General features: G+C 55.4%; 29 protein-coding genes. 27 read left to right on the top strand and 2 right to left on the bottom strand.

All coding sequences use genetic code 11. The annotated features are described in order from the left end of the window. Position 1: 1 nt before the first annotated feature. The 26 genes from rpmC (at position 2) to QY332_16875 (ending at position 14682) form a co-directional block, all read left to right on the top strand. Positions 2–217 (top strand): 50S ribosomal protein L29, encoded by a 216-nt coding sequence (gene rpmC / locus QY332_17000; protein WKZ35314.1) that lies wholly within the window; start codon positions 2–4, stop codon positions 215–217. Further along, positions 217–489 carry a 30S ribosomal protein S17 gene (gene rpsQ / locus QY332_16995; GenBank protein ID WKZ35313.1) on the top strand — a complete coding sequence of 91 codons (273 nt, stop codon included), beginning with the start codon at positions 217–219 and terminating at the stop codon, positions 487–489. Before rpmC ends, rpsQ begins: the two co-directional genes overlap by 1 nt. Positions 490–493: 4 nt before the next feature. After that, the gene (gene rplN / locus QY332_16990; GenBank protein ID WKZ35312.1) at positions 494–865 is read left to right on the top strand and encodes a 50S ribosomal protein L14; all 372 of its coding nucleotides are present in this window, start codon (positions 494–496) and stop codon (positions 863–865) included. A gap of 9 nt (positions 866–874) precedes the next feature. Next, entirely contained in the window at positions 875–1207 is a 333-nt protein-coding gene (gene rplX, locus QY332_16985) for a 50S ribosomal protein L24 (protein WKZ35311.1), read from the top strand. A gap of 18 nt (positions 1208–1225) precedes the next feature. Next, on the top strand, positions 1226–1777 hold the full coding sequence (rplE, locus tag QY332_16980; GenBank protein WKZ35310.1) for a 50S ribosomal protein L5: 552 nt from the start codon (positions 1226–1228) through the stop codon (positions 1775–1777). 3 nt (positions 1778–1780) lie between these two features. Continuing rightward, positions 1781–1963 carry a type Z 30S ribosomal protein S14 gene (locus QY332_16975; GenBank protein ID WKZ35309.1) on the top strand — a complete coding sequence of 61 codons (183 nt, stop codon included), beginning with the start codon at positions 1781–1783 and terminating at the stop codon, positions 1961–1963. A 19-nt stretch (positions 1964–1982) separates the two neighbouring features. Next, entirely contained in the window at positions 1983–2396 is a 414-nt protein-coding gene (gene rpsH, locus QY332_16970) for a 30S ribosomal protein S8 (protein ID WKZ35308.1), read from the top strand. Positions 2397–2406: 10 nt separating this feature from the next. Continuing rightward, positions 2407–2955, top strand: coding sequence for a 50S ribosomal protein L6 (gene rplF / locus QY332_16965; protein ID WKZ35307.1), 549 nt, complete (start codon positions 2407–2409; stop codon positions 2953–2955). A gap of 3 nt (positions 2956–2958) precedes the next feature. Then, positions 2959–3327, top strand: coding sequence for a 50S ribosomal protein L18 (gene rplR, locus QY332_16960; GenBank protein ID WKZ35306.1), 369 nt, complete (start codon positions 2959–2961; stop codon positions 3325–3327). Positions 3328–3371: 44 nt separating this feature from the next. Continuing rightward, positions 3372–3920, top strand: a complete 549-nt coding sequence (gene rpsE, locus QY332_16955) for a 30S ribosomal protein S5 (GenBank protein ID WKZ35305.1) — start codon at positions 3372–3374, stop codon at positions 3918–3920. Next, the gene (rpmD, locus tag QY332_16950; GenBank protein ID WKZ35304.1) at positions 3913–4110 is read left to right on the top strand and encodes a 50S ribosomal protein L30; all 198 of its coding nucleotides are present in this window, start codon (positions 3913–3915) and stop codon (positions 4108–4110) included. The genes rpsE and rpmD overlap by 8 nt, the downstream gene beginning before the upstream one ends. A 14-nt stretch (positions 4111–4124) precedes the next feature. Continuing rightward, on the top strand, positions 4125–4580 hold the full coding sequence (gene rplO, locus QY332_16945; protein WKZ35303.1) for a 50S ribosomal protein L15: 456 nt from the start codon (positions 4125–4127) through the stop codon (positions 4578–4580). A gap of 22 nt (positions 4581–4602) precedes the next feature. Then, on the top strand, positions 4603–5985 hold the full coding sequence (secY, locus tag QY332_16940) for a preprotein translocase subunit SecY (protein WKZ35302.1): 1383 nt from the start codon (positions 4603–4605) through the stop codon (positions 5983–5985). A 5-nt stretch (positions 5986–5990) separates the two neighbouring features. Further along, positions 5991–6644, top strand: a complete 654-nt coding sequence (locus tag QY332_16935) for an adenylate kinase (protein ID WKZ35301.1) — start codon at positions 5991–5993, stop codon at positions 6642–6644. A 59-nt stretch (positions 6645–6703) separates the two neighbouring features. Beyond that, a complete protein-coding gene (gene map / locus QY332_16930; GenBank protein ID WKZ35300.1) occupies positions 6704–7474 on the top strand; it encodes a type I methionyl aminopeptidase in 771 nt (256 codons plus the stop codon). A 99-nt stretch (positions 7475–7573) separates the two neighbouring features. Continuing rightward, complete coding sequence (gene rpmJ / locus QY332_16925; protein ID WKZ35299.1) at positions 7574–7687, top strand: 50S ribosomal protein L36; 114 nt, start codon at positions 7574–7576, stop codon at positions 7685–7687. Between the two features lie 11 nt (positions 7688–7698). After that, positions 7699–8085 (top strand): 30S ribosomal protein S13, encoded by a 387-nt coding sequence (gene rpsM, locus QY332_16920; GenBank protein WKZ35298.1) that lies wholly within the window; start codon positions 7699–7701, stop codon positions 8083–8085. 26 nt (positions 8086–8111) lie between these two features. After that, positions 8112–8516 (top strand): 30S ribosomal protein S11, encoded by a 405-nt coding sequence (gene rpsK, locus QY332_16915; protein WKZ35297.1) that lies wholly within the window; start codon positions 8112–8114, stop codon positions 8514–8516. Positions 8517–8535: 19 nt separating this feature from the next. After that, positions 8536–9195 carry a 30S ribosomal protein S4 gene (gene rpsD / locus QY332_16910; GenBank protein WKZ35296.1) on the top strand — a complete coding sequence of 220 codons (660 nt, stop codon included), beginning with the start codon at positions 8536–8538 and terminating at the stop codon, positions 9193–9195. A 76-nt stretch (positions 9196–9271) separates the two neighbouring features. Further along, positions 9272–10243 (top strand): DNA-directed RNA polymerase subunit alpha, encoded by a 972-nt coding sequence (locus QY332_16905; GenBank protein WKZ35295.1) that lies wholly within the window; start codon positions 9272–9274, stop codon positions 10241–10243. Positions 10244–10246: 3 nt separating this feature from the next. Continuing rightward, positions 10247–10624 (top strand): 50S ribosomal protein L17, encoded by a 378-nt coding sequence (gene rplQ / locus QY332_16900; protein ID WKZ35294.1) that lies wholly within the window; start codon positions 10247–10249, stop codon positions 10622–10624. Between the two features lie 95 nt (positions 10625–10719). Next, positions 10720–11463: a tRNA pseudouridine(38-40) synthase TruA gene (gene truA / locus QY332_16895; GenBank protein WKZ35293.1), complete on the top strand. Its 744-nt coding sequence runs from the start codon at positions 10720–10722 to the stop codon at positions 11461–11463. Between the two features lie 29 nt (positions 11464–11492). Beyond that, complete coding sequence (gene rplM / locus QY332_16890) at positions 11493–11936, top strand: 50S ribosomal protein L13 (GenBank protein WKZ35292.1); 444 nt, start codon at positions 11493–11495, stop codon at positions 11934–11936. 14 nt (positions 11937–11950) lie between these two features. Continuing rightward, complete coding sequence (rpsI, locus tag QY332_16885; protein ID WKZ35291.1) at positions 11951–12343, top strand: 30S ribosomal protein S9; 393 nt, start codon at positions 11951–11953, stop codon at positions 12341–12343. A gap of 85 nt (positions 12344–12428) precedes the next feature. After that, positions 12429–13514, top strand: coding sequence for a nucleoside triphosphate pyrophosphohydrolase (gene mazG, locus QY332_16880; GenBank protein WKZ35290.1), 1086 nt, complete (start codon positions 12429–12431; stop codon positions 13512–13514). Positions 13515–13653: 139 nt separating this feature from the next. Next, positions 13654–14682 (top strand): prenyltransferase, encoded by a 1029-nt coding sequence (locus QY332_16875; protein WKZ35289.1) that lies wholly within the window; start codon positions 13654–13656, stop codon positions 14680–14682. Here QY332_16875 and QY332_16870 read toward each other — a convergent pair. Next, the gene (locus QY332_16870; GenBank protein ID WKZ35288.1) at positions 14679–15401 is read right to left on the bottom strand and encodes a hypothetical protein; all 723 of its coding nucleotides are present in this window, start codon (positions 15399–15401) and stop codon (positions 14679–14681) included. The two genes, QY332_16875 and QY332_16870, sit on opposite strands and share 4 nt — an antisense overlap. Continuing rightward, positions 15398–16285 carry a DMT family transporter gene (locus tag QY332_16865; GenBank protein WKZ35287.1) on the bottom strand — a complete coding sequence of 296 codons (888 nt, stop codon included), beginning with the start codon at positions 16283–16285 and terminating at the stop codon, positions 15398–15400. The genes QY332_16870 and QY332_16865 overlap by 4 nt, the downstream gene beginning before the upstream one ends. Positions 16286–16342: 57 nt before the next feature. Between QY332_16865 and QY332_16860 the strand changes: the two genes are divergently transcribed. Then, positions 16343–16993, top strand: coding sequence for an MBL fold metallo-hydrolase (locus QY332_16860; protein ID WKZ35286.1), 651 nt, complete (start codon positions 16343–16345; stop codon positions 16991–16993). The last annotated feature ends 16 nt before the right edge of the window (positions 16994–17009 follow it).

Genomic DNA, 17009 nt, shown 5'->3' with positions numbered 1-17009 from the left:
CATGAAGGAAATGAAAGTGGTAGATATCCGCAAATTGGCGGCGGAGGAGATCCGTACAAAGATCACGGATGCTCGTGACGAGATGATGAAACTGCGCTTTCAACAGGTGACGGGTCAGTTAACCGACAGCAGCCGCCTGAAAATCCTGCGCCGCGATATCGCTCGCATGGAAACAATTCTGCGCGAAACCGAGCGCGCCGCTGTGGAAGGTGCTTAATGAATAATCGTCGTCGTATGACCGGTGTGGTTACCAGCAATAAAATGACCAAGACGGTAGTGGTGGAAATCACCCGCAAGTATCGTCACCCTCTTTACAAGAAGGTGGTCTATTCGAGCATGCGGGTAAAGGCGCATGATGAGATCGGCTGTCAGATGGGTGACGAGGTTCAGATCGTGGAATCCCGCCCGCTGTCCCGTGAGAAGCGCTGGGCTGTCGAGTCCGTTATCAAGCGCGAGACACGCACTGCAGATCAGGGTGTAGGAGAATAAAGCCATGATCCAGCAGGAATCCCGATTGAAGGTTGCCGATAATACCGGCGCGCGTGAAATACTTGTCATCCAGGTGCTGGGTGGTTCGCGCCGTAAGTATGGAGCCATTGGCGATGTGGTGGTTGCGACGGTGAAAGCCGCCACTCCGCAGGGCTCCGTGAAAAAAAGTGAAGTTGTGAAAGCCGTTATTGTGCGTTGCACGAAGGAATGGCGCCGCGAAGATGGTTCGTACATCCGCTTTGACGATAACGCCGCGGTCATCCTGGATGCGGACGGCGAAAACCCGAGGGGCACTCGTATCTTCGGACCGGTGGCGCGTGAACTGCGCGACAAGGGTTATATGAAGATCGTGTCGCTGGCCCCGGAAGTGCTGTAGGAGCAAAGAATGAAAGTTAAGATTCGAAAAGGCGATACAGTCGAAGTGATCAGCGGAAGACTCGAAGATAAAGGCAAGCGCGGCGAGGTCATCAATGTGAATCTTGCCGACCGCCGCGTGTTCGTGCAGGGTGTGAATATCCGCGTCAAGCATCAGAAGCAGGTGCAGACCAAGGCGGGTAAAAATATTAACCCGGGCAGGATCCAGTTCGAGGGACCGGTCGACATCTCGAACGTGATGCTGGTCTGCCCGAAATGCAGTGAACCCACACGCGTTGGCGTCCAACGGGATGATGAAGGTGCTCACCGCGTTTGCAAGAATTGTGAGGCCACGATTGACTAGGCCGTGGAGCGAATACAGATGAACAGAATGAAAGAACTCTATACCCAGGAAGTTGCCCCCGCCCTGTTCAAATCATTCGGTTTCAAGAACGTGATGCAGGTGCCGCGTTTGGAGAAGATCGTTGTGAACATCGGTGTTGGAGAGGCGTTGGATAACCCCAAGGCGTTGGATGCTGCCACAGCGGATCTGATGCAGATCACCACCCAGAAACCGGTGCAGACCAAGGCCCGCAACAGCATTGCGAACTTTAAACTGCGTGAGGGACGTTTGATCGGCACCAAGGTGACCCTGCGTGGTCCCCGCATGTGGGCTTTCTTTGACCGTCTTGTGAACATTGCCCTGCCCCGCGTTCGCGATTTCCGCGGCATTTCGGCTAATGCGTTTGATGGTCGCGGAAATTACACGCTCGGTCTTAAGGATCAGCTGGTTTTTCCTGAGATCGAGTATGACAAAATTGATAAATTGCGCGGCATGGAGGTCACGATTGTAACCTCTGCGAAAAACGATGATGAAGCTCGTGCACTATTGCAGTTGCTCGGAATGCCGTTCAGCAACAAGAAGGAAGCTTAATCTATGGCAAAGAAATGTATGCAATATCGTGAATTGCGCCGCCGCCATGCCGTGCAGGTGCGCAATCGTTGTCAGCGATGCGGACGCCCGCGCGGGTATATTCGCCGTTTTGCTTTGTGCCGTATTTGTTTCCGTGAACTGGCGTTGACGGGCAAAATCCCTGGCGTTGTAAAGGCGTCCTGGTAACCCCAGGTGGAGGTAGATCATGTCATTTACTGATCCGATCGCTGATATGTTGACCCGCATTCGTAATGCTGTCATGGCAGGCCATGCCCAGGTTGCGATGCCCAACTCAAAGATTAAATTGGAGATCGCCAGAATCCTGAAGGATGAAGGCTTTCTCGAAAGTTATGAAATGGTGGATGGTGAACACGAGGAACAAAAAATTCTGCGCGTGAAAATTAAGTACGTTGGCGAACGCCGCCAGCGCCGCGCAGTGCTCTCCGGCGTGGAGCGTGTCAGCAAGCCAGGCCGCCGCATCTACACCAAGAAGACGGATATTCCGTGGGTGCTTTCGGGGATTGGCGTTGCCATTCTCTCGACTCCCAAGGGTGTCATGACCGGCGTGCGTGCCCGACAATTGGGCGTGGGCGGCGAGATCATCTGCAAGGTGTGGTAGGAGGTTTATTGTGTCTCGCATTGGTCGTTTGCCAATAGATATTCCCAGTGGCGTGCAGGTGGAACTGAATGGTTCCCATGTTCGCGTGAAGGGCCCGAAAGGTGAAATGCAACGGGAGTTTTCCAACTTGGTTGGTATCAAGATGGAGGATAATCAGTTGAACATTACCCGCAATTCGGATGTTCCCGCTGAACGTGCCATGCATGGCACGACACGTGCCGTGCTTGCGAATATGATCCACGGTGTTAGCAAGGGTTTTGAAGTGGTTCTGGAAGTGGAAGGCGTGGGCTACCGCGCTGAAATGGAAGGAACCAAGCTTGCCCTGTTTGTCGGTTATTCACACCCGGTAAAAATGGACCCTCCGACGGGTGTGTCATTCGAAACAGATGCGAAGACCCGCCAGATCAAGGTGCTGGGCTTCGATAAGGAACTGGTTGGCCAGGTGGCGGCTAACGTCCGCAAGGTACGCCCGCCGGAACCGTATCACGGTAAGGGCTTGCGTTATCTTGGCGAGCGCATCCGCCGTAAAGCCGGCAAGGCCGGGAAAGGAGCCAAGTAGGTCATGGCGAAGAATAAGAGTCGTTCCCTCGCTCGCGAGCGCCGTCATGTGCGTGTTCGCAAGCATGTTTCCGGTACAGATGCCCGCCCCCGCTTGAACGTGTTCAAGAGCCTCAGCGGTATTTATGCCCAGGTCATTGACGATGTTCAGGGAAATACCCTGATCTCCGCTTCCACCGTGGATAAGGAACTGCGGGAGCAGATGAAAGGGTTGAAGAAGACCGAACAGGCGAAAGCCATTGGAAAAGCGGTCGCTGAACGCGCCAAATCCAAAGGGATTTCCTCCGTTGTGTTTGATCGCGGCGGCTTCCGCTACGTGGGCCGGGTGAAGGCATTGGCCGATGGCGCGCGTGAAGGCGGTTTGCAATTCTAAGGTGTGCTGCAGCAGACTAGGTCTGCTGTTACATGGAGAAAGATATGGCAGAAAAAAAATTTGAAAAGCAACAGCAGTATGAGACGCAGGATGCCTACGAAGAGCGTGTGATCGAAATTGCCCGCGTGGCAAAAGTCGTCAAAGGTGGACGCCGCTTTCAGTTCCGTGTGACCGTTGTTGTCGGCGACAAGAAAGGCACCGTTGGCATGGGCATCGGCAAGGCGAATGCCGTTCCGGATGCGATGCGCAAGGCGTCGGAGCGTGCCCGCAGGGACTTGCGTGCGGTCAATCTCTCCGGCACGACCATTCCTCATGAAGCGCTGGGCAAAGTGGCTGGCGCCAGAGTGTTCCTCAAGCCCGCTTCCGCTGGTACCGGTGTAATCGCCGCAGGTGGGGTCCGTGCTGTGTTGGAACTGGCTGGCGTGCGCGATATTCTCACCAAATCCATGGGAAGTGCGAACGTCCTCAACGTTGTGATGGCAACTTTTGATGCACTCGACGGTCTTCGTTCGCCTGCCATTGAAGCGGCACGCCGCGGCAAGCGGGTGGAGGAATTGATGCCGTTCTGGGAGCGGAGGAAGCAGCATGCCTAAGAAAGAAACTTCAGGGAAGACCCTGCGTGTGACCTTGGTCCGCAGTGCCATTGGGTATACCAAGGACCAGAAAGCCACCGTCAAAGCGCTTGGTCTGCGCCGTTTACACCAAACTGTTGAGCACAAGGATTCACCCGCATTGCGCGGCATGTTGAACAAGGTCGTCCATTTGCTCAAGATCGAAGAGTAGGTTAATTAACAGCTATGAAACTACACGATCTCGTACCCAATGTTGGGTCTAAAAAGAATAAAAAACGCGTGGGCCGCGGCATTTCAGCGGGTCAGGGCAAAACTGCTGGGCGCGGTACCAAGGGACAGGGCTCGCGCTCCGGCGAAGGCGGGAATCTCTATCGCCAGGGCGGCAACCTGCCTTTCTACCGCCGCCTTCCCTTTATGCGCGGTGAAGGCTTCACTCCGCCAAACCAGGTTACCTTCAATGAAGTGAACCTGGACCAGCTGTCGCAGGTATTTAAAACCGATACGGAAGTGAACCCTGAGACGCTTGAGAAAGCGCACCTGCTGCGCGATTCACGCAACCCGATAGTTGTTCTGGGTCGTGGAGAGATGACCGTCGCCCTCAAGGTGCGTGTGCACCGTGTCAGCGCTGGCGCCAAAGCCAAGATCGAAAAGGCCGGCGGCACTGTTGAATTGATTGCCTAGACCGAGATAAAGGACACTTTGCATGAAGACCACCTTTTCAGGATGGCGTTACCTTTGGAAGTCGGAAGATATCCGCCGCAAACTGGTCATTACTTTTATCATTCTTTCGATTTACAGGCTTGCGGCAAACGTGCCCGCTCCGGGCGTGGATTTTGAGATCCTCGCCGCTTTCATGTCCTCATCCAGCGGTCAGGGGAATTTCCTCGGCTTCCTGGACATGCTCTCCGGCGGCACGGTATCCAATTTCTCGCTGCTGTCCATGGGCGTGTATCCGTACATTACCGCGCAGATCATCCTGCAGTTATTGATCCCGATCATCCCCTCCCTCCAGCGCCGCATGCAGGAAGACCCGCGCGAAGCCCGCCGCTGGCAGGAAAAATGGACGTACTATCTTGCCGTGCCGATGGCGGCACTTTCGGCGATCGGGCAGATCAATATCTTCAATTCCCTGTCCATTCAGGCGATTGGACAGCCAATTCTTCCGTTCAGTTTATTGGACGCCGACAGGGCGCTTTCCTCATGGACGGTTTTGATCGCCATGACGGCGGGTACCATGTTCGCCATCTGGCTGGGTGAGTTGATTTCCGAATACGGCATCCGCGGACAGGGTCTGTCCCTTGTCATTTTTGCGGGCATCGTCTCGCAAATGCCGGCAAACCTCGTATCGCTTCTGTCGGATGAAGCAACCCGCTGGTTTATGTTGGCGTTTGCCCTCATTGTTATTGCGCTGATCGTGTTTGCCATCGTTTTTGTCCAGCAGGGACGCCGCAATGTGCCGGTCATGTACCCCGGACGCCGTGTGGGCAACCGCATGTCGATGCCCGTTAAAGGAAAGTTGCCCCTGATGGTCAACCTTGCCGGCATGATCCCGTTGATCTTCGCCAGCGCCATTCTGCAATTCCCGACCATCCTCTCCAGCTACTTCACGCAAAGTGAAAACTCCGGTGTGCGCGAATTCTTCCTCGGCGTCCAGAATTTCTTTGGTGCCACCGGTACCAGCAACTGGGGGTACTGGACGATCTACTTCCTGATGGTGGTCATTTTCACCTTCTTCTATACTTCCGTGCTGTTCGACCAGCAGAATTATGGCGAGAACCTCAGGAAGGTTGGGGCAACCGTCCCCGGCGTGCACACCGGCGCGCCCACTCAAAAATATTTGAGTACGGTGCAAAGGCGCATTACCCTGGTGGGTGCGGTATTCCTCGGCATTGTTGCCATCATGCCGTTCCTGCTTGGGTTGTTGCTCAGTTCGCTTGGTCTTGCTGCCGCCAGTTCGCAAACCGGTATATTCCTCCTGACTTCATCCGGATTGCTCATCGTTGTCGGTGTGGTTCGTGACACCTTCCAAAACATTGATGCTGAACTGAAACTGCACGGCTATCAGGATTCATTGCTCGTCCGCTAAGGAGTATGATGGCTACCTTTATCGTCCTGCTCGGTCCCCCCGGTGTTGGTAAAGGAACCCAGGCCAAAATTCTGGCGGATACGACCAAACTCGCGCACGTCTCTTCGGGAGACCTCTTCCGCGAGAACCTTAAAAATAAAACCGAACTTGGCAGACTTGCCAAATCCTTCATGGACAAGGGTGAACTGGTTCCCGATGACGTGACCATCAGCATGATCCGCGACCGCCTCGCTCGTGCGGACTGTGAGGCTGGGGCGATCCTCGACGGGTTTCCCCGCACCCCGGCACAGGCAGAGGCACTGGAGAAGATGCTCGCTGGATTTGGCGGCGCGGTGAATGCGGTCCCATACATCACCGCCGCAGAGTCCATCCTCGTCGAACGCGCCAGTGGACGCTGGACCTGCCGCGAACAGGGACATATTTATCACCAAAAATTCAGCCCCCCCCAGAAGACGGGTGTTTGTGATGTGGATGGTTCCGAGTTGTACCAACGCGATGATGACAAGGTTGAAACGGTCACGAATCGCATCCGTGTCTACCTTGAACAGACCATGCCCCTAGTGGAGTATTTCCGCGCGGGCGGAAAGCTGATCGAGATCGACGGAACACAGGCCGTGGAGCAGGTAACCCAAAAACTGCTCGCCGCCCTGGGTAGATAATATATTGTGAGTATACAGAGCCTGCCTCGAATGCTCTGTTGAAAAGCAGGTCGAACAGAATGAGTCGGGATCGCCAGATCAATATAAAGACCCCCGCGCAGATCAGAACCATGCGCGAAGCGGGACGCATCAATGCAACCGTTCTGGCAGCAATAAAAGAACGTTTACAACCAGGTGTGATGACAGCGGACCTCAACGCGGCTGCTGAGGAAGTGCTGAAGTCATACGGATGTGTCTCGCCATTCAAAGGCTATGGGCGTCCGCCGTTCCCTGCCTCCATCACCGTCTGCATCAACGACGAGATGGTGCATGGCATTCCCCACCCGAAACGCAGGTTGAAGGAGGGGGATATCGTCTCGATAGACTGCGGCACCATCTTTGAGGGCTTCGTCGCGGACTCCGCTTTCACTGCCGGGGTCGGGGAGATCTCTCCCGCAGCGGCGAACCTGCTCGAGGTCACCGAAGGCGCGTTGTATGCCGGCATTGAAAACATGCGCAAAGGCAAACGCACAGGTGACATCTCGGCGGCGATACAGAATTATGTGGAAAGCCGTGGTCTCCATGTCACCCGTGAATATACGGGACATGGCGTCGGGAAGGACATGCATGAAGGTCCGCAGGTGCCAAATATCGGCGCGGCCGGAAGCGGCATCTTGCTCCGCCCCGGGGTGACCATCGCGCTCGAGCCCATGGTGCTCGTTGGGACGTATGAAACCCGCGTCCTGCCGGATAATTGGACGGTTGTCTCTGCAGATGGTTCGTTGACGGCGCATTTTGAACATACGATTGCCGTCACCGAAGGAGAACCTCTCATCCTGACTGTCTTGTGAACCTCGCAGACAACCGTTAAAAGATGGACGATTTGGTAATCAAACAGTATAATCAGACCTTTGGCTGTCGAGTTAACAGCCGTGAGCAAGGAGTTTTTCATGAAAGTTTCACCATCCATTCGCAAGCGTTGTGCCAAGTGCCGGATTGTCCGGCGCAAGGGCGTGATTTTTATCATTTGCGAAAATCCAAAACATAAACAAAGACAGGGGTAGTGTGGTGACCTATGGCGAGAATTGAAGGTGTTGATCTGCCCCGCAACAAGCGGGTTGAAGTTGGCCTGACCTACCTTTTTGGCATTGGGCCGACGCGTGCTCAGAAGATTTTGGCTCAGACCAAGGTTAATCCTGATACGCGCATCAAGGATTTGAGCGAAGCGGAGGTTTCCGCAATTCGCGAAGTGATCTCCAAAAATTTCAAGGTCGAAGGCGATCTGCGCCGCGAAGTTCAAATGAACGTCAAGCGCCTGATCGAAATCGGCTCGTATCGCGGTTTGCGCCACCGCCGCAACCTGCCCGTCCGCGGTCAGCGTACCAAGACAAATGGCCGCACCCGCAAGGGCACCAAGAAAACGGTTGCAGGCCGAGGCCGCCGCAAGGGCGCCAAGAAATAATCCTGTCCGAAAGGTAAACAAGAAACATGGCTCAGAGTGTTCGTTCCACCCGCCGCGCCGCTGGCGCGAAAAAAGGGAAGCGTACCCTGTCCTCCGGACAGGTGCATATTTTTGCCTCCTTTAACAATACCATTGTGACTGTCACAGATACGGAAGGCAACACGGTTGCCTGGGGTTCAGCAGGTTCTGCGGGCTTTAAAGGCTCGCGCAAAAGCACCCCCTTCGCCGCACGTCTTGCTGCCGAACAGGCTTTGAAAGCCGCCCAGCAGCTGGGCCTGCAGGAAGTGGATCTTTTTGTCAAGGGACCCGGTCCGGGCCGCGAGAATGCCATCCGTGCCGTTCAGTCCATCGGTTTGAAAGTTCGCTCCATTTCAGATATTACCCCGGTGCCGCACAACGGCTGCCGCCCTCCGAAAAAGCGACGCGTGTAATTGAAGAGGTTCTTGATATATGGCTAAATTATTAAGTCCGGTTTGTAAACTTTGCCGTCGCGAGGGCGAAAAGCTCTTCCTCAAAGGCGAGCGTTGTTTTACGCCAAAATGCTCCTTTGACAAGCGCAGTTTTGCGCCGGGTCAACACGGCCGCACCGCGGGACGCGGCGGCGGTAAAGGCATGGGCACGGGGCGCGCCTCCGACTTTGCCCGCCAGTTGCGCGCCAAGCAGAAGGCCCGCCGCATCTACGGCGTGCTGGAACGCCAGTTCCGCCGCTATTACGATACAGCGATCACACGCCGCGGTCTCACGGGTTTGGAATTGCTGCAAATTCTTGAGTCCCGCCTCGATAACGTGGTGTTTCGCCTTGGATTCGCCTCCAGCCGCTCACAGGCTCGTTTGCTTGTGACGCACGGTCATTTCACTGTAAATGGCCGCCGCACCGATGTCCCTTCCATGCTCCTGAGCGAAGGCGATATCATCACCGTGCGCGAAGGCTCCAGCAAATTGACCTATTTCAAGGAGCTGGACGCATACGCCGAAAAGCGTAATACGCCATCCTGGCTCAGTCGTGATGTTAAATCCATGACGGGTTCAGTGGCGCGTATGCCGGAACGTGCTGAAATTGACGGAAGTCTCGACGAACAATTGATCGTCGAATACTACTCCAGACGCTAATCCTCCAGTTGCGCTTCGGGTCAGACCGTACGTCTGGTACCCGGCCCGAAGCATTATTATAAGGGACAGGTGAACCGTGACGGGAATCATCACGAACATGGTCATGCCGAAAATCGAGCGTGAAGCAGAAGCTCGAAACTACGGCAAATTCACAATCAGCCCGCTGGAAGGCGGCTACGGCGTGACGTTGGGCAATGCCCTGCGCCGCGTCCTGCTCTCCTCTCTGGAGGGAACAGCCATTACCTCCGTGCGCTTTGCGGATGTTCTGCATGAATTCAGCGACATCCCTGGCGTGCGTGAAGACGTCATTCAGGTTATGCTGCAGGTCAAGCAGATTCGCATCAAAATGGACGGCGTGGACAGCGCCCGCATGCAGTTGGAAGTGCGCGGTGAAGGAACGGTCACTGCGGCGGATATCATCGCCCCCGCTGAGATCGAGATCGTCAACCCGGATACCTACCTCTTCACTGTTGATGGCGCAAAGACCAAGCACGATATTGAATTCGTAGTGGAACGCGGACGCGGCTACTCCCCGTCCAATGAACGCGCCGGGCATATGCCCATCGGCGAGTTGCCGGTGGACGCCATCTTCAGCCCGGTCAAGCGCGTCAATTGGGAGGTGGCCTCCGCGCGCGTGGGCCAGAGCACCAACTACGATAAATTGATTTTGGAAATTTGGACGGACGGCACCATTTCCCCGGAACGCGCCCTCAGTTCCTCCGCCCGCATTCTGATCGATCACCTGCGTTACATTGCGGGCGTCAACGAAGAGATGCTGGCTGTGGCTGTGGAACGTGAAACACCCGGAAGCCGTTTGAGCAGTGAACTGGCGGAAACACCGGTGGAAGCCCTGGATCTTTCCGTGCGCGTCTTCAATTCATTGAAGCGCACCGGCATCACCACGGTGGGTGACGTGCTCGACCTGCTGGAAAAAGGCGAGACCGCGGTCATGTCCATCCGCAATTTTGGCGAGAAGAGCCTTGATGAACTTCGCGACAAGATGCGTGAAAAGGGCTTCATGAAAGACGAATCATCCTCGGAGAGTTAAGAGATGCGACATTCGATAGCAGGTTACAGATTGGGACGCACAAAGGGCGCACGGATCGCCCTGCGCCGCAACCTGATCAAACAATTTTTTACGCACGAGCGGATCAAGACCACCAAGGCCAAAGCCGCCGCGATCCGCGGCGATGCCGAGCGCCTGATCACGCTTGCCAAGAACAGCGAAAACGGTACGGCCGAGCAGAAAGTCCATGCCCGCCGCCTGGCCGTTTCCAGGCTGGGTGACAATCAGATCATCAAGCGCCTGTTTGACGAGATCGCCCCCCGCTTTGCAACCCGCAACGGCGGTTACACCCGCGTCACAAAACTCGGACCCCGCTTCGGCGATTCAGCTGAGATGGTTGTTCTTGAACTGGTTGAAGAATAGTTTGTTTCCATTCATTCTGAGCGAAGCGCAGAATCTCCACGACAAGCAAGGAGACTCTTCGGCCGCAGGGAACGCTCCCTCAGAGTGACATTGTCATGGCACGTTACCAAGTGATCCTTGCGTATGATGGCGCCGGGTTTAGCGGCAGTCAGCGGCAGGCGAACTCCCGAACGGTGCAGGGCGAATTTGAAAAAGCCCTTCGTAAACGGGGATGGTCTGATGGATCGGTCATTATGGCCGGCAGAACAGACACGGGAGTTCACGCAAGCGGCCAGGTTGCGGCATTCGACTTCGAATGGACGCACCCGCACGGGAAATTGCTCAAAGCGCTCAATGCCGATCTTCCGCCGGACCTTGCAGTTAGAAGTCTGCGTCCCGTGCCGGCGGATTTTCATCCACGCTTTGATGCGGCCTCGCGGACCTACCGCTACGGGCTGTTTTGCGAACCCATCCGCAACCCGTTACGTGAGAGGTTTGCATGGCGGATAGCCACCCCTCTGGATGGAAACGCCCTCAAGCGGAATGCAGGCTTCTTCCTCGGCAGACATGATTTTGCCGCCTTTGGCTCACCGACAACCCCAAAAGGGACGACGGTGCGCACCGTGACAAAATCCGAGTGGAGAAAAAAACAGGATGGTGAGTGGCAGTTTGAAGTCTGCGCAGATGCGTTTTTATATCGCATGGTAAGAAGACTTGTATTTGTGCAGGTATCAATCGCCCAGGGAAAATGTTCGGTTGAGAAAGTCCAACATGCCCTGGCGAGGCAGGGCAATCTCGTCCCCGGGCTGGCTCCCGCGCACGGGCTGACACTGATGGAAGTAACGTATGGATCATTTTGAAATGACGTTAAAGAAACGGAGAGACGAAAGTGCAACAGAAGACATATTATCCGAAAGCCGCTGAAATTCAGCGCGACTGGGTTGTCATCAATGCAGAAGGGCAGAACCTTGGGCGTCTTGCCGCGCGCATCGCGCATATTCTGCTTGGAAAGCACAAACCAACCTTCACGCCCGGCGTGGAGATGGGTGATTTTGTGGTGGTGGTTAATTGTGAGCGTGTCACCGTGACCGGTACGAAGACACACTCCAAACTTGAATCAAAGATCTACTACAGCCACTCAGGATACCCCGGCGGCTTGAAGAGCATTTCCTTGCGCGACCAGCTTGCCACTCATCCCGACCGCGCCCTGCGCGATGCCGTGTGGGGCATGCTGCCGCACAACCGTATGGGACGCGCCGTGCTCAAGCGTTTGAAGATCTATGCCGGCCCCGATCATCCGCATGCGGTGCAAAATCCGCAAGAATTGAAATAAAGAGGTAAGTGAATATGGCTCAATATTATGAAGGCATTGGCCGCCGCAAGGCAAGCACCGCCCGCGTGCGCCTAGTGACCGGCTCCGGCAAGTTCACCGTCAACGAAAAAGACGGCGCGGCGTTCTTCACCCGCCTCGGTGACCTTGAAGACATCCTGCGCCCGTTCGGTGCAGTGGGTCAGGAATCCAACAAATACGATGTTTCCGTCCTGGTCAGCGGCGGCGGCACCACCGGCCAGACCGAAGCGGTGCGCCTCGGTGTTGCCCGCGCGCTCCAGATCATCAATGCAGACTGGACCTCCGCCCTGCGCAAAAAAGGTTTGCTCACCCGCGATGCGCGCGTGAAGGAACGTAAGAAGCCGGGTCTCAAGAAAGCCCGCAAGGCTCCCACCTACACCAAACGTTAGAATCATTTCTCTCCACAACGTTACCGCGTAATGCGTGATACACTTTTGTGCACGCATTACGTTTTGTTTTAAGGATATGGAAATCATGGACTTCTCCCTTGTTGCCTCCGCATTTGACACGCTCCGCCTCACACCGCCCTCAAAACTGACCCTGCTCGATGCGCAGGTGTTTGCATCCGCACATTATCCTCCCACCCCGCCCGATGTAGATATTTTGATCCTCGGAATTGAATCGCGCGAACTGGCATTTCATGTGAAGGCGGTGTTGTTAGCGGTTTATCCTGAAGAGCATGGGGTTTTTGTTGCGGATGGAGGCAAGAAAAAAGAAGAAAGATTAGGTGCCTTTGGTGAAGGCGGCTTTTCCCCGTTCACCAGCCTTTACATCCCCTCCCTGGGGCAGGGGACATCCATCGAATCATTCGCTGAGGTCGTGGCACACCTGCGTGCCCCGGACGGCTGTCCGTGGGACAGAGAGCAGACCCACCAGACCCTGCGCAAGCATCTGCTCGAAGAATCCTACGAAGCGCTCTCCGCCATGGATGCAGATGACAAGGCGGGCATGCGGGAGGAATTCGGTGACCTGCTTTTGCAAGTGCTGTTGAACGCCCAGATCGCCAGCGAGACAGGGGATTTCTCGATGACGGATGTTGTCAGGCATATTTACGACAAGATCGTCCGCCGCCACCCGCACGTGTTCGGCGACATCAAACTCGACGGCGTGGAAGGTGTGCTCGCGAACTGGGAGAAGTTGAAAGAAAAGGAAAGATGGAAGAAGAAAGAGGATAAGGGGATTTTGGATGGTGTGCCAGCCTCGTTACCGGCCTTGAGCCAGGCGCAGGAATATCAGGACCGCGCCGCGCGCGTCGGTTTTGACTGGCCTGAAATTGACGGGGTACTCGAGAAGATTCGCGAGGAAATTGACGAGATCAAAAAGGCTGACAACCTTGAACAGGTGACGGGTGAACTGGGCGACCTGTTCTTTGTGCTGGTTAACTTCACCCGCTGGCGGGGTGTGGATGCCGAATCCGCATTGCGTGAAACGAATCTGAAATTCAAGAAGCGTTTTGCCTACGTGGAAACGGACGCAAAAAGGCAGGGACGGAATTTATCCGACATGACGTTGCAGGAGATGGATGCCCTCTGGAATAAAGCAAAGGCATCGGGAATGTAAAGCCTGGTGACCCGCAACTTTTCGGGGTCTTTTTTGTTATAATCTGAAAGTTCCACATTTCACAAAACAGTTGTATAATCCCGCTTCGATATAATAGTGCGGCGCAAGCTATTTAATTTATACTCAAGGAGAGAGTAGGATGCACATCAATTTCGCTATGTGGCGCAAAGCCTCCTGGCAGCTAATCAAGATGGACGACAAAAAAGAGTGGGAAGCCCTCGATGTCGTCTCCAAATGGCTGATCGCCACCCGCTCGGCGGTGACCCTCGTCACCGTTTATTCCTGTGTGATTGCAGGCATTCTGGCCGCCCGTGACGGATATTTCTCGTGGACTCCGTTTCTCATCGTCACCCTCGGCCTCTTTATTGCACACGGCACGAACAATATCCTCAACGATTACACCGACTACAACCGCGGTGTGGATGAGGATAACTACTTCCGCACGCAATATGGTGTGCATCCGCTCGTGCAGAAATTCTGGGATAACAAAACCTCGATCCGCTGGTTCGTCGTCAGCGGAGTGCTGGCGACTCTGGCGGGCGTATACGCGCTGTTCTACACCGACTTCTCAACGACCACCATCGCTCTGTTCGCTTTTGGTGCTGTTGTCCTGCTCGCTTACACCTATCCTTTCAAATATTGGGGCTTGGGCGAGTTTGCCATCTTCCTGATCTGGGGACCGATCATGATCGCGGGCGTGTATTTTGTGCTTTCGGGCATCTGGAACTGGAACGTGGTCATCGCGGGCATTCCGTTCGGATTGAGCGTCGCCAGCATCAACGTCGCCAAGCATATTGACAAGCACGACGACGACAAAGCCAAGGGTGTCGGCACCTTCCCCGTCCGTGTTGGCGAAGCCGCCGCGCGCCGCGTGGATCAAATTGCCATCGCATCGATCTACCTAGTCATTGCCTATCTGGTCTTCGTGCCGCGCTACTTCACCCCCGCCATGCTGATCGTTTTCCTTGCCTACAAAGAAGCGCTCACCGTCCTCGGTGTGATGAACAAGCCCAAACCCGCCGAAGCGCCCGCAGGCTGGCCCGCCTGGCCTGTCTGGTTCTCAGGCTTTGCCTTCCAGCACAATCGCAGGTTTGGCGGCTTCCTCATCCTTGGTCTCATCATCGATGCACTGTTGCGCGCCTTCCTGCCGGCGTTCTGGGCGTTCTAATCCAAATCCAGACCAGCGATTTCCAACCATGCGGGTTCGGGGTTTTCCAAGACTCCGAACCCGATTTTTCCATTGGGGGTAAACGATGCAAATTGATTATCGATCCAGATGACCAGTCCCAGCGGCGGATTCGGACGTACAGGCGACTCGAACACCCGCGCATCATCCACATACCAGGCAACGCCTCTTTGACTCCACTCCAGCCTGTATGCGTGCCATCGGGTTGGGTCTAGGCTGAGAACGGATGCATCTTCGTCAACCACTTTGCTCAGAAACTTTCTCGTTGCTTTTCTTGAAAACGGAAAAACCAACCCTGTTGGAACCAGCAGTGGATGAAATTTTGGCGAGTGGAATGATTGTGTCAAAAATCCATTGGCTGGTTTGTCGCTGAACGACAGATGATTCTCTTTTGATGCACCAAAGAACCACGCCGCGTTCGGCAGGGCGGGGAGTTGCCAGCGCCTGCCGCCGAACCCGAGCGACATGCCGAAGGGATCGTTCCACAGCCCGAAGCCCCATGTTCCGGGCAGGGGAAATGCCGAGGTGCGCGCACGCAGGCTGAGGGTCAAGGAATGATGCGGAAACTTCCTGCGGGAGAGTCCGAAATAATCGTCCATCTGGGAAAAGCGGTAGGCGGAAGAATCCCCGGCGGGAATCTTCAAAAGATAGCCGCCATCCGTTTTTTCAACACTTGCGTTGGGCGTGGTTCGTGATTTCATGTCTTCCTGTTCACCAGCCAAATGCCGAGCAGGATCACCGCACCGCCGAGAAGAGATGCCCATGTGACCTGCTCGTTCAGTACGATTGCCGCGACGATCATGCTGGAGGGCGGCTCGAGAAAGAGGAACGCGCCAGTTTGCGCGGCGGGCAGTTGGCTGAGCGCGTCGAACCAGGCAATGTAGGCGAGACCCGTGGTGAAGATGCCGAGGAAGATCATCGCCCACCAGCCGCGCGCATCGAGCATCATAATCTCGGCGGTTTTGCCCTGCGCGAAGAACGCCACGGACGTGATCAGCCAGCCGATAGTCATCACCCAGAACGTCATGCGCGTGGATGGATGGTTTTTCAAGCCATGCCGCGAGAGAATGGAAAATACCGCCCAATTGACCGAACTGATGAGAATAAGCACGTCTCCTGTTGTGCCGAATTGCCCGACAGCCAGACCTGTGAAATCCCCCTTGCTGACCACTACCAGCACGCCCAGCGTTGCCAGTGCAATGCCTGAGGATTGTACGATTGTGAGTTTCTCTTTGAGCGCCAGCCATCCGAGGACGGCGATGAACATGGGCGTCGTTGCGACGATCCACGCGGTGGTGGTGGCTTGCGCGGTGATCAATCCGTTCGATTGCAGCCACTGGTGGAAGGAAATGCCCAGAAAACCGAGCAGGGCAAAGTACAGCCATTCGTTCCCTTTTGGGAAGGCGAATTGTTTGCGCACGGCGACGGCAAGAAAAATGATGGGGATCCCCATCGCAAAGCGAATCCACACCACCGAGATGGGGGAGATCTGTCCGACGGCGATCTTGGTGGCGATGAACGATGCGCCCCACACGACCACAGCGAACAGGGCTTCGAGATAGACGATGATCTTTGTTTTTGGCATGGCAGGATTATATCAATTCACATCGGGTATAATATCTTCTTTGGAGGCTTACTTTATATGGAAATCACCTGGTACGGGCATTCCTGTTTTCGTCTCACCGAACGCAATTACGCAACCGTCGTCACCGACCCGTTCGACCATAAGGTCGTCGGCTATGACCCGCTTAAACTCAAGGCGGAGATCGTCACCATCAGCCACGATGCGCCCGGTCATAACAACAGTGACGCCGTGAAGGGCACGACCCATGTCCTGACCGGCGCAGGCGAATTCGAGATCGGGGATGTCTTCATCACCGCCGTGCAGACCGCAGGTCCGGGCGGCAAAAAGGGCAGGGATATTGTCCGCAATACGCTCTATGTGTTCGACTACGACGGCATCACCGTCGCCCACCTCGGCGACATGCAGGACATTCCCCCGCAAAGCGAGGTGGAGGCGCTCGGAACGGTCAACGTGCTGCTCGTCCCGGTGGGAGGCGGAAGCGGTTTGAATGCCGCCAAAGCTGCGGAGGTCGTCAGCCTGCTCGAGCCGAACCTGGTCGTCCCGATGCACTATTCCACGGCGGATACGAAACTGAAACTGGATGCGCTCAACAAATTCATCAAGGAAATGGGGCTCGGCAAGATCGACGCCCAGCCTGCGCTGAAGGTCACCCGTTCGGGCCTGCCCGACGAAACCAAAGTGGTTGTGCTGGAATACCAAAAAGGATAATGCCCGAAGGACAGAA

The sequence above is a fragment of the Anaerolineales bacterium genome (genome assembly GCA_030583885.1).
Taxonomy (GTDB): Bacteria; Chloroflexota; Anaerolineae; order Anaerolineales; family Villigracilaceae; genus Villigracilis.
The sequence above is the reverse complement of the archived record's forward strand: the minus strand, read 5'-3'. Positions and strand labels throughout refer to the sequence as shown.

Excerpts from the sequence above, each read along its gene's own strand:
- rpmC (WKZ35314.1), top strand. The coding sequence starts at position 2 with ATGAAGGAAATGAAAGTGGTAGATATCCGCAAATTGGCGGCGGAGGAG.
- rpsQ (WKZ35313.1), top strand. The coding sequence starts at position 217 with ATGAATAATCGTCGTCGTATGACCGGTGTGGTTACCAGCAATAAAATG.
- rplN (WKZ35312.1), top strand. The coding sequence starts at position 494 with ATGATCCAGCAGGAATCCCGATTGAAGGTTGCCGATAATACCGGCGCG.
- rplX (WKZ35311.1), top strand. The coding sequence starts at position 875 with ATGAAAGTTAAGATTCGAAAAGGCGATACAGTCGAAGTGATCAGCGGA.
- rplE (WKZ35310.1), top strand. The coding sequence starts at position 1,226 with ATGAACAGAATGAAAGAACTCTATACCCAGGAAGTTGCCCCCGCCCTG.
- QY332_16975 (WKZ35309.1), top strand. The coding sequence starts at position 1,781 with ATGGCAAAGAAATGTATGCAATATCGTGAATTGCGCCGCCGCCATGCC.
- rpsH (WKZ35308.1), top strand. The coding sequence starts at position 1,983 with ATGTCATTTACTGATCCGATCGCTGATATGTTGACCCGCATTCGTAAT.
- rplR (WKZ35306.1), top strand. The coding sequence starts at position 2,959 with ATGGCGAAGAATAAGAGTCGTTCCCTCGCTCGCGAGCGCCGTCATGTG.
- rpsE (WKZ35305.1), top strand. The coding sequence starts at position 3,372 with ATGGCAGAAAAAAAATTTGAAAAGCAACAGCAGTATGAGACGCAGGAT.
- rpmD (WKZ35304.1), top strand. The coding sequence starts at position 3,913 with ATGCCTAAGAAAGAAACTTCAGGGAAGACCCTGCGTGTGACCTTGGTC.
- rplO (WKZ35303.1), top strand. The coding sequence starts at position 4,125 with ATGAAACTACACGATCTCGTACCCAATGTTGGGTCTAAAAAGAATAAA.
- secY (WKZ35302.1), top strand. The coding sequence starts at position 4,603 with ATGAAGACCACCTTTTCAGGATGGCGTTACCTTTGGAAGTCGGAAGAT.
- QY332_16935 (WKZ35301.1), top strand. The coding sequence starts at position 5,991 with ATGATGGCTACCTTTATCGTCCTGCTCGGTCCCCCCGGTGTTGGTAAA.
- map (WKZ35300.1), top strand. The coding sequence starts at position 6,704 with ATGAGTCGGGATCGCCAGATCAATATAAAGACCCCCGCGCAGATCAGA.
- rpmJ (WKZ35299.1), top strand. The coding sequence starts at position 7,574 with ATGAAAGTTTCACCATCCATTCGCAAGCGTTGTGCCAAGTGCCGGATT.
- rpsM (WKZ35298.1), top strand. The coding sequence starts at position 7,699 with ATGGCGAGAATTGAAGGTGTTGATCTGCCCCGCAACAAGCGGGTTGAA.
- rpsK (WKZ35297.1), top strand. The coding sequence starts at position 8,112 with ATGGCTCAGAGTGTTCGTTCCACCCGCCGCGCCGCTGGCGCGAAAAAA.
- rpsD (WKZ35296.1), top strand. The coding sequence starts at position 8,536 with ATGGCTAAATTATTAAGTCCGGTTTGTAAACTTTGCCGTCGCGAGGGC.
- rplQ (WKZ35294.1), top strand. The coding sequence starts at position 10,247 with ATGCGACATTCGATAGCAGGTTACAGATTGGGACGCACAAAGGGCGCA.
- truA (WKZ35293.1), top strand. The coding sequence starts at position 10,720 with ATGGCACGTTACCAAGTGATCCTTGCGTATGATGGCGCCGGGTTTAGC.
- rpsI (WKZ35291.1), top strand. The coding sequence starts at position 11,951 with ATGGCTCAATATTATGAAGGCATTGGCCGCCGCAAGGCAAGCACCGCC.
- mazG (WKZ35290.1), top strand. The coding sequence starts at position 12,429 with ATGGACTTCTCCCTTGTTGCCTCCGCATTTGACACGCTCCGCCTCACA.
- QY332_16875 (WKZ35289.1), top strand. The coding sequence starts at position 13,654 with ATGCACATCAATTTCGCTATGTGGCGCAAAGCCTCCTGGCAGCTAATC.
- QY332_16870 (WKZ35288.1), bottom strand. The coding sequence starts at position 15,401 with ATGAAATCACGAACCACGCCCAACGCAAGTGTTGAAAAAACGGATGGC.
- QY332_16865 (WKZ35287.1), bottom strand. The coding sequence starts at position 16,285 with ATGCCAAAAACAAAGATCATCGTCTATCTCGAAGCCCTGTTCGCTGTG.
- QY332_16860 (WKZ35286.1), top strand. The coding sequence starts at position 16,343 with ATGGAAATCACCTGGTACGGGCATTCCTGTTTTCGTCTCACCGAACGC.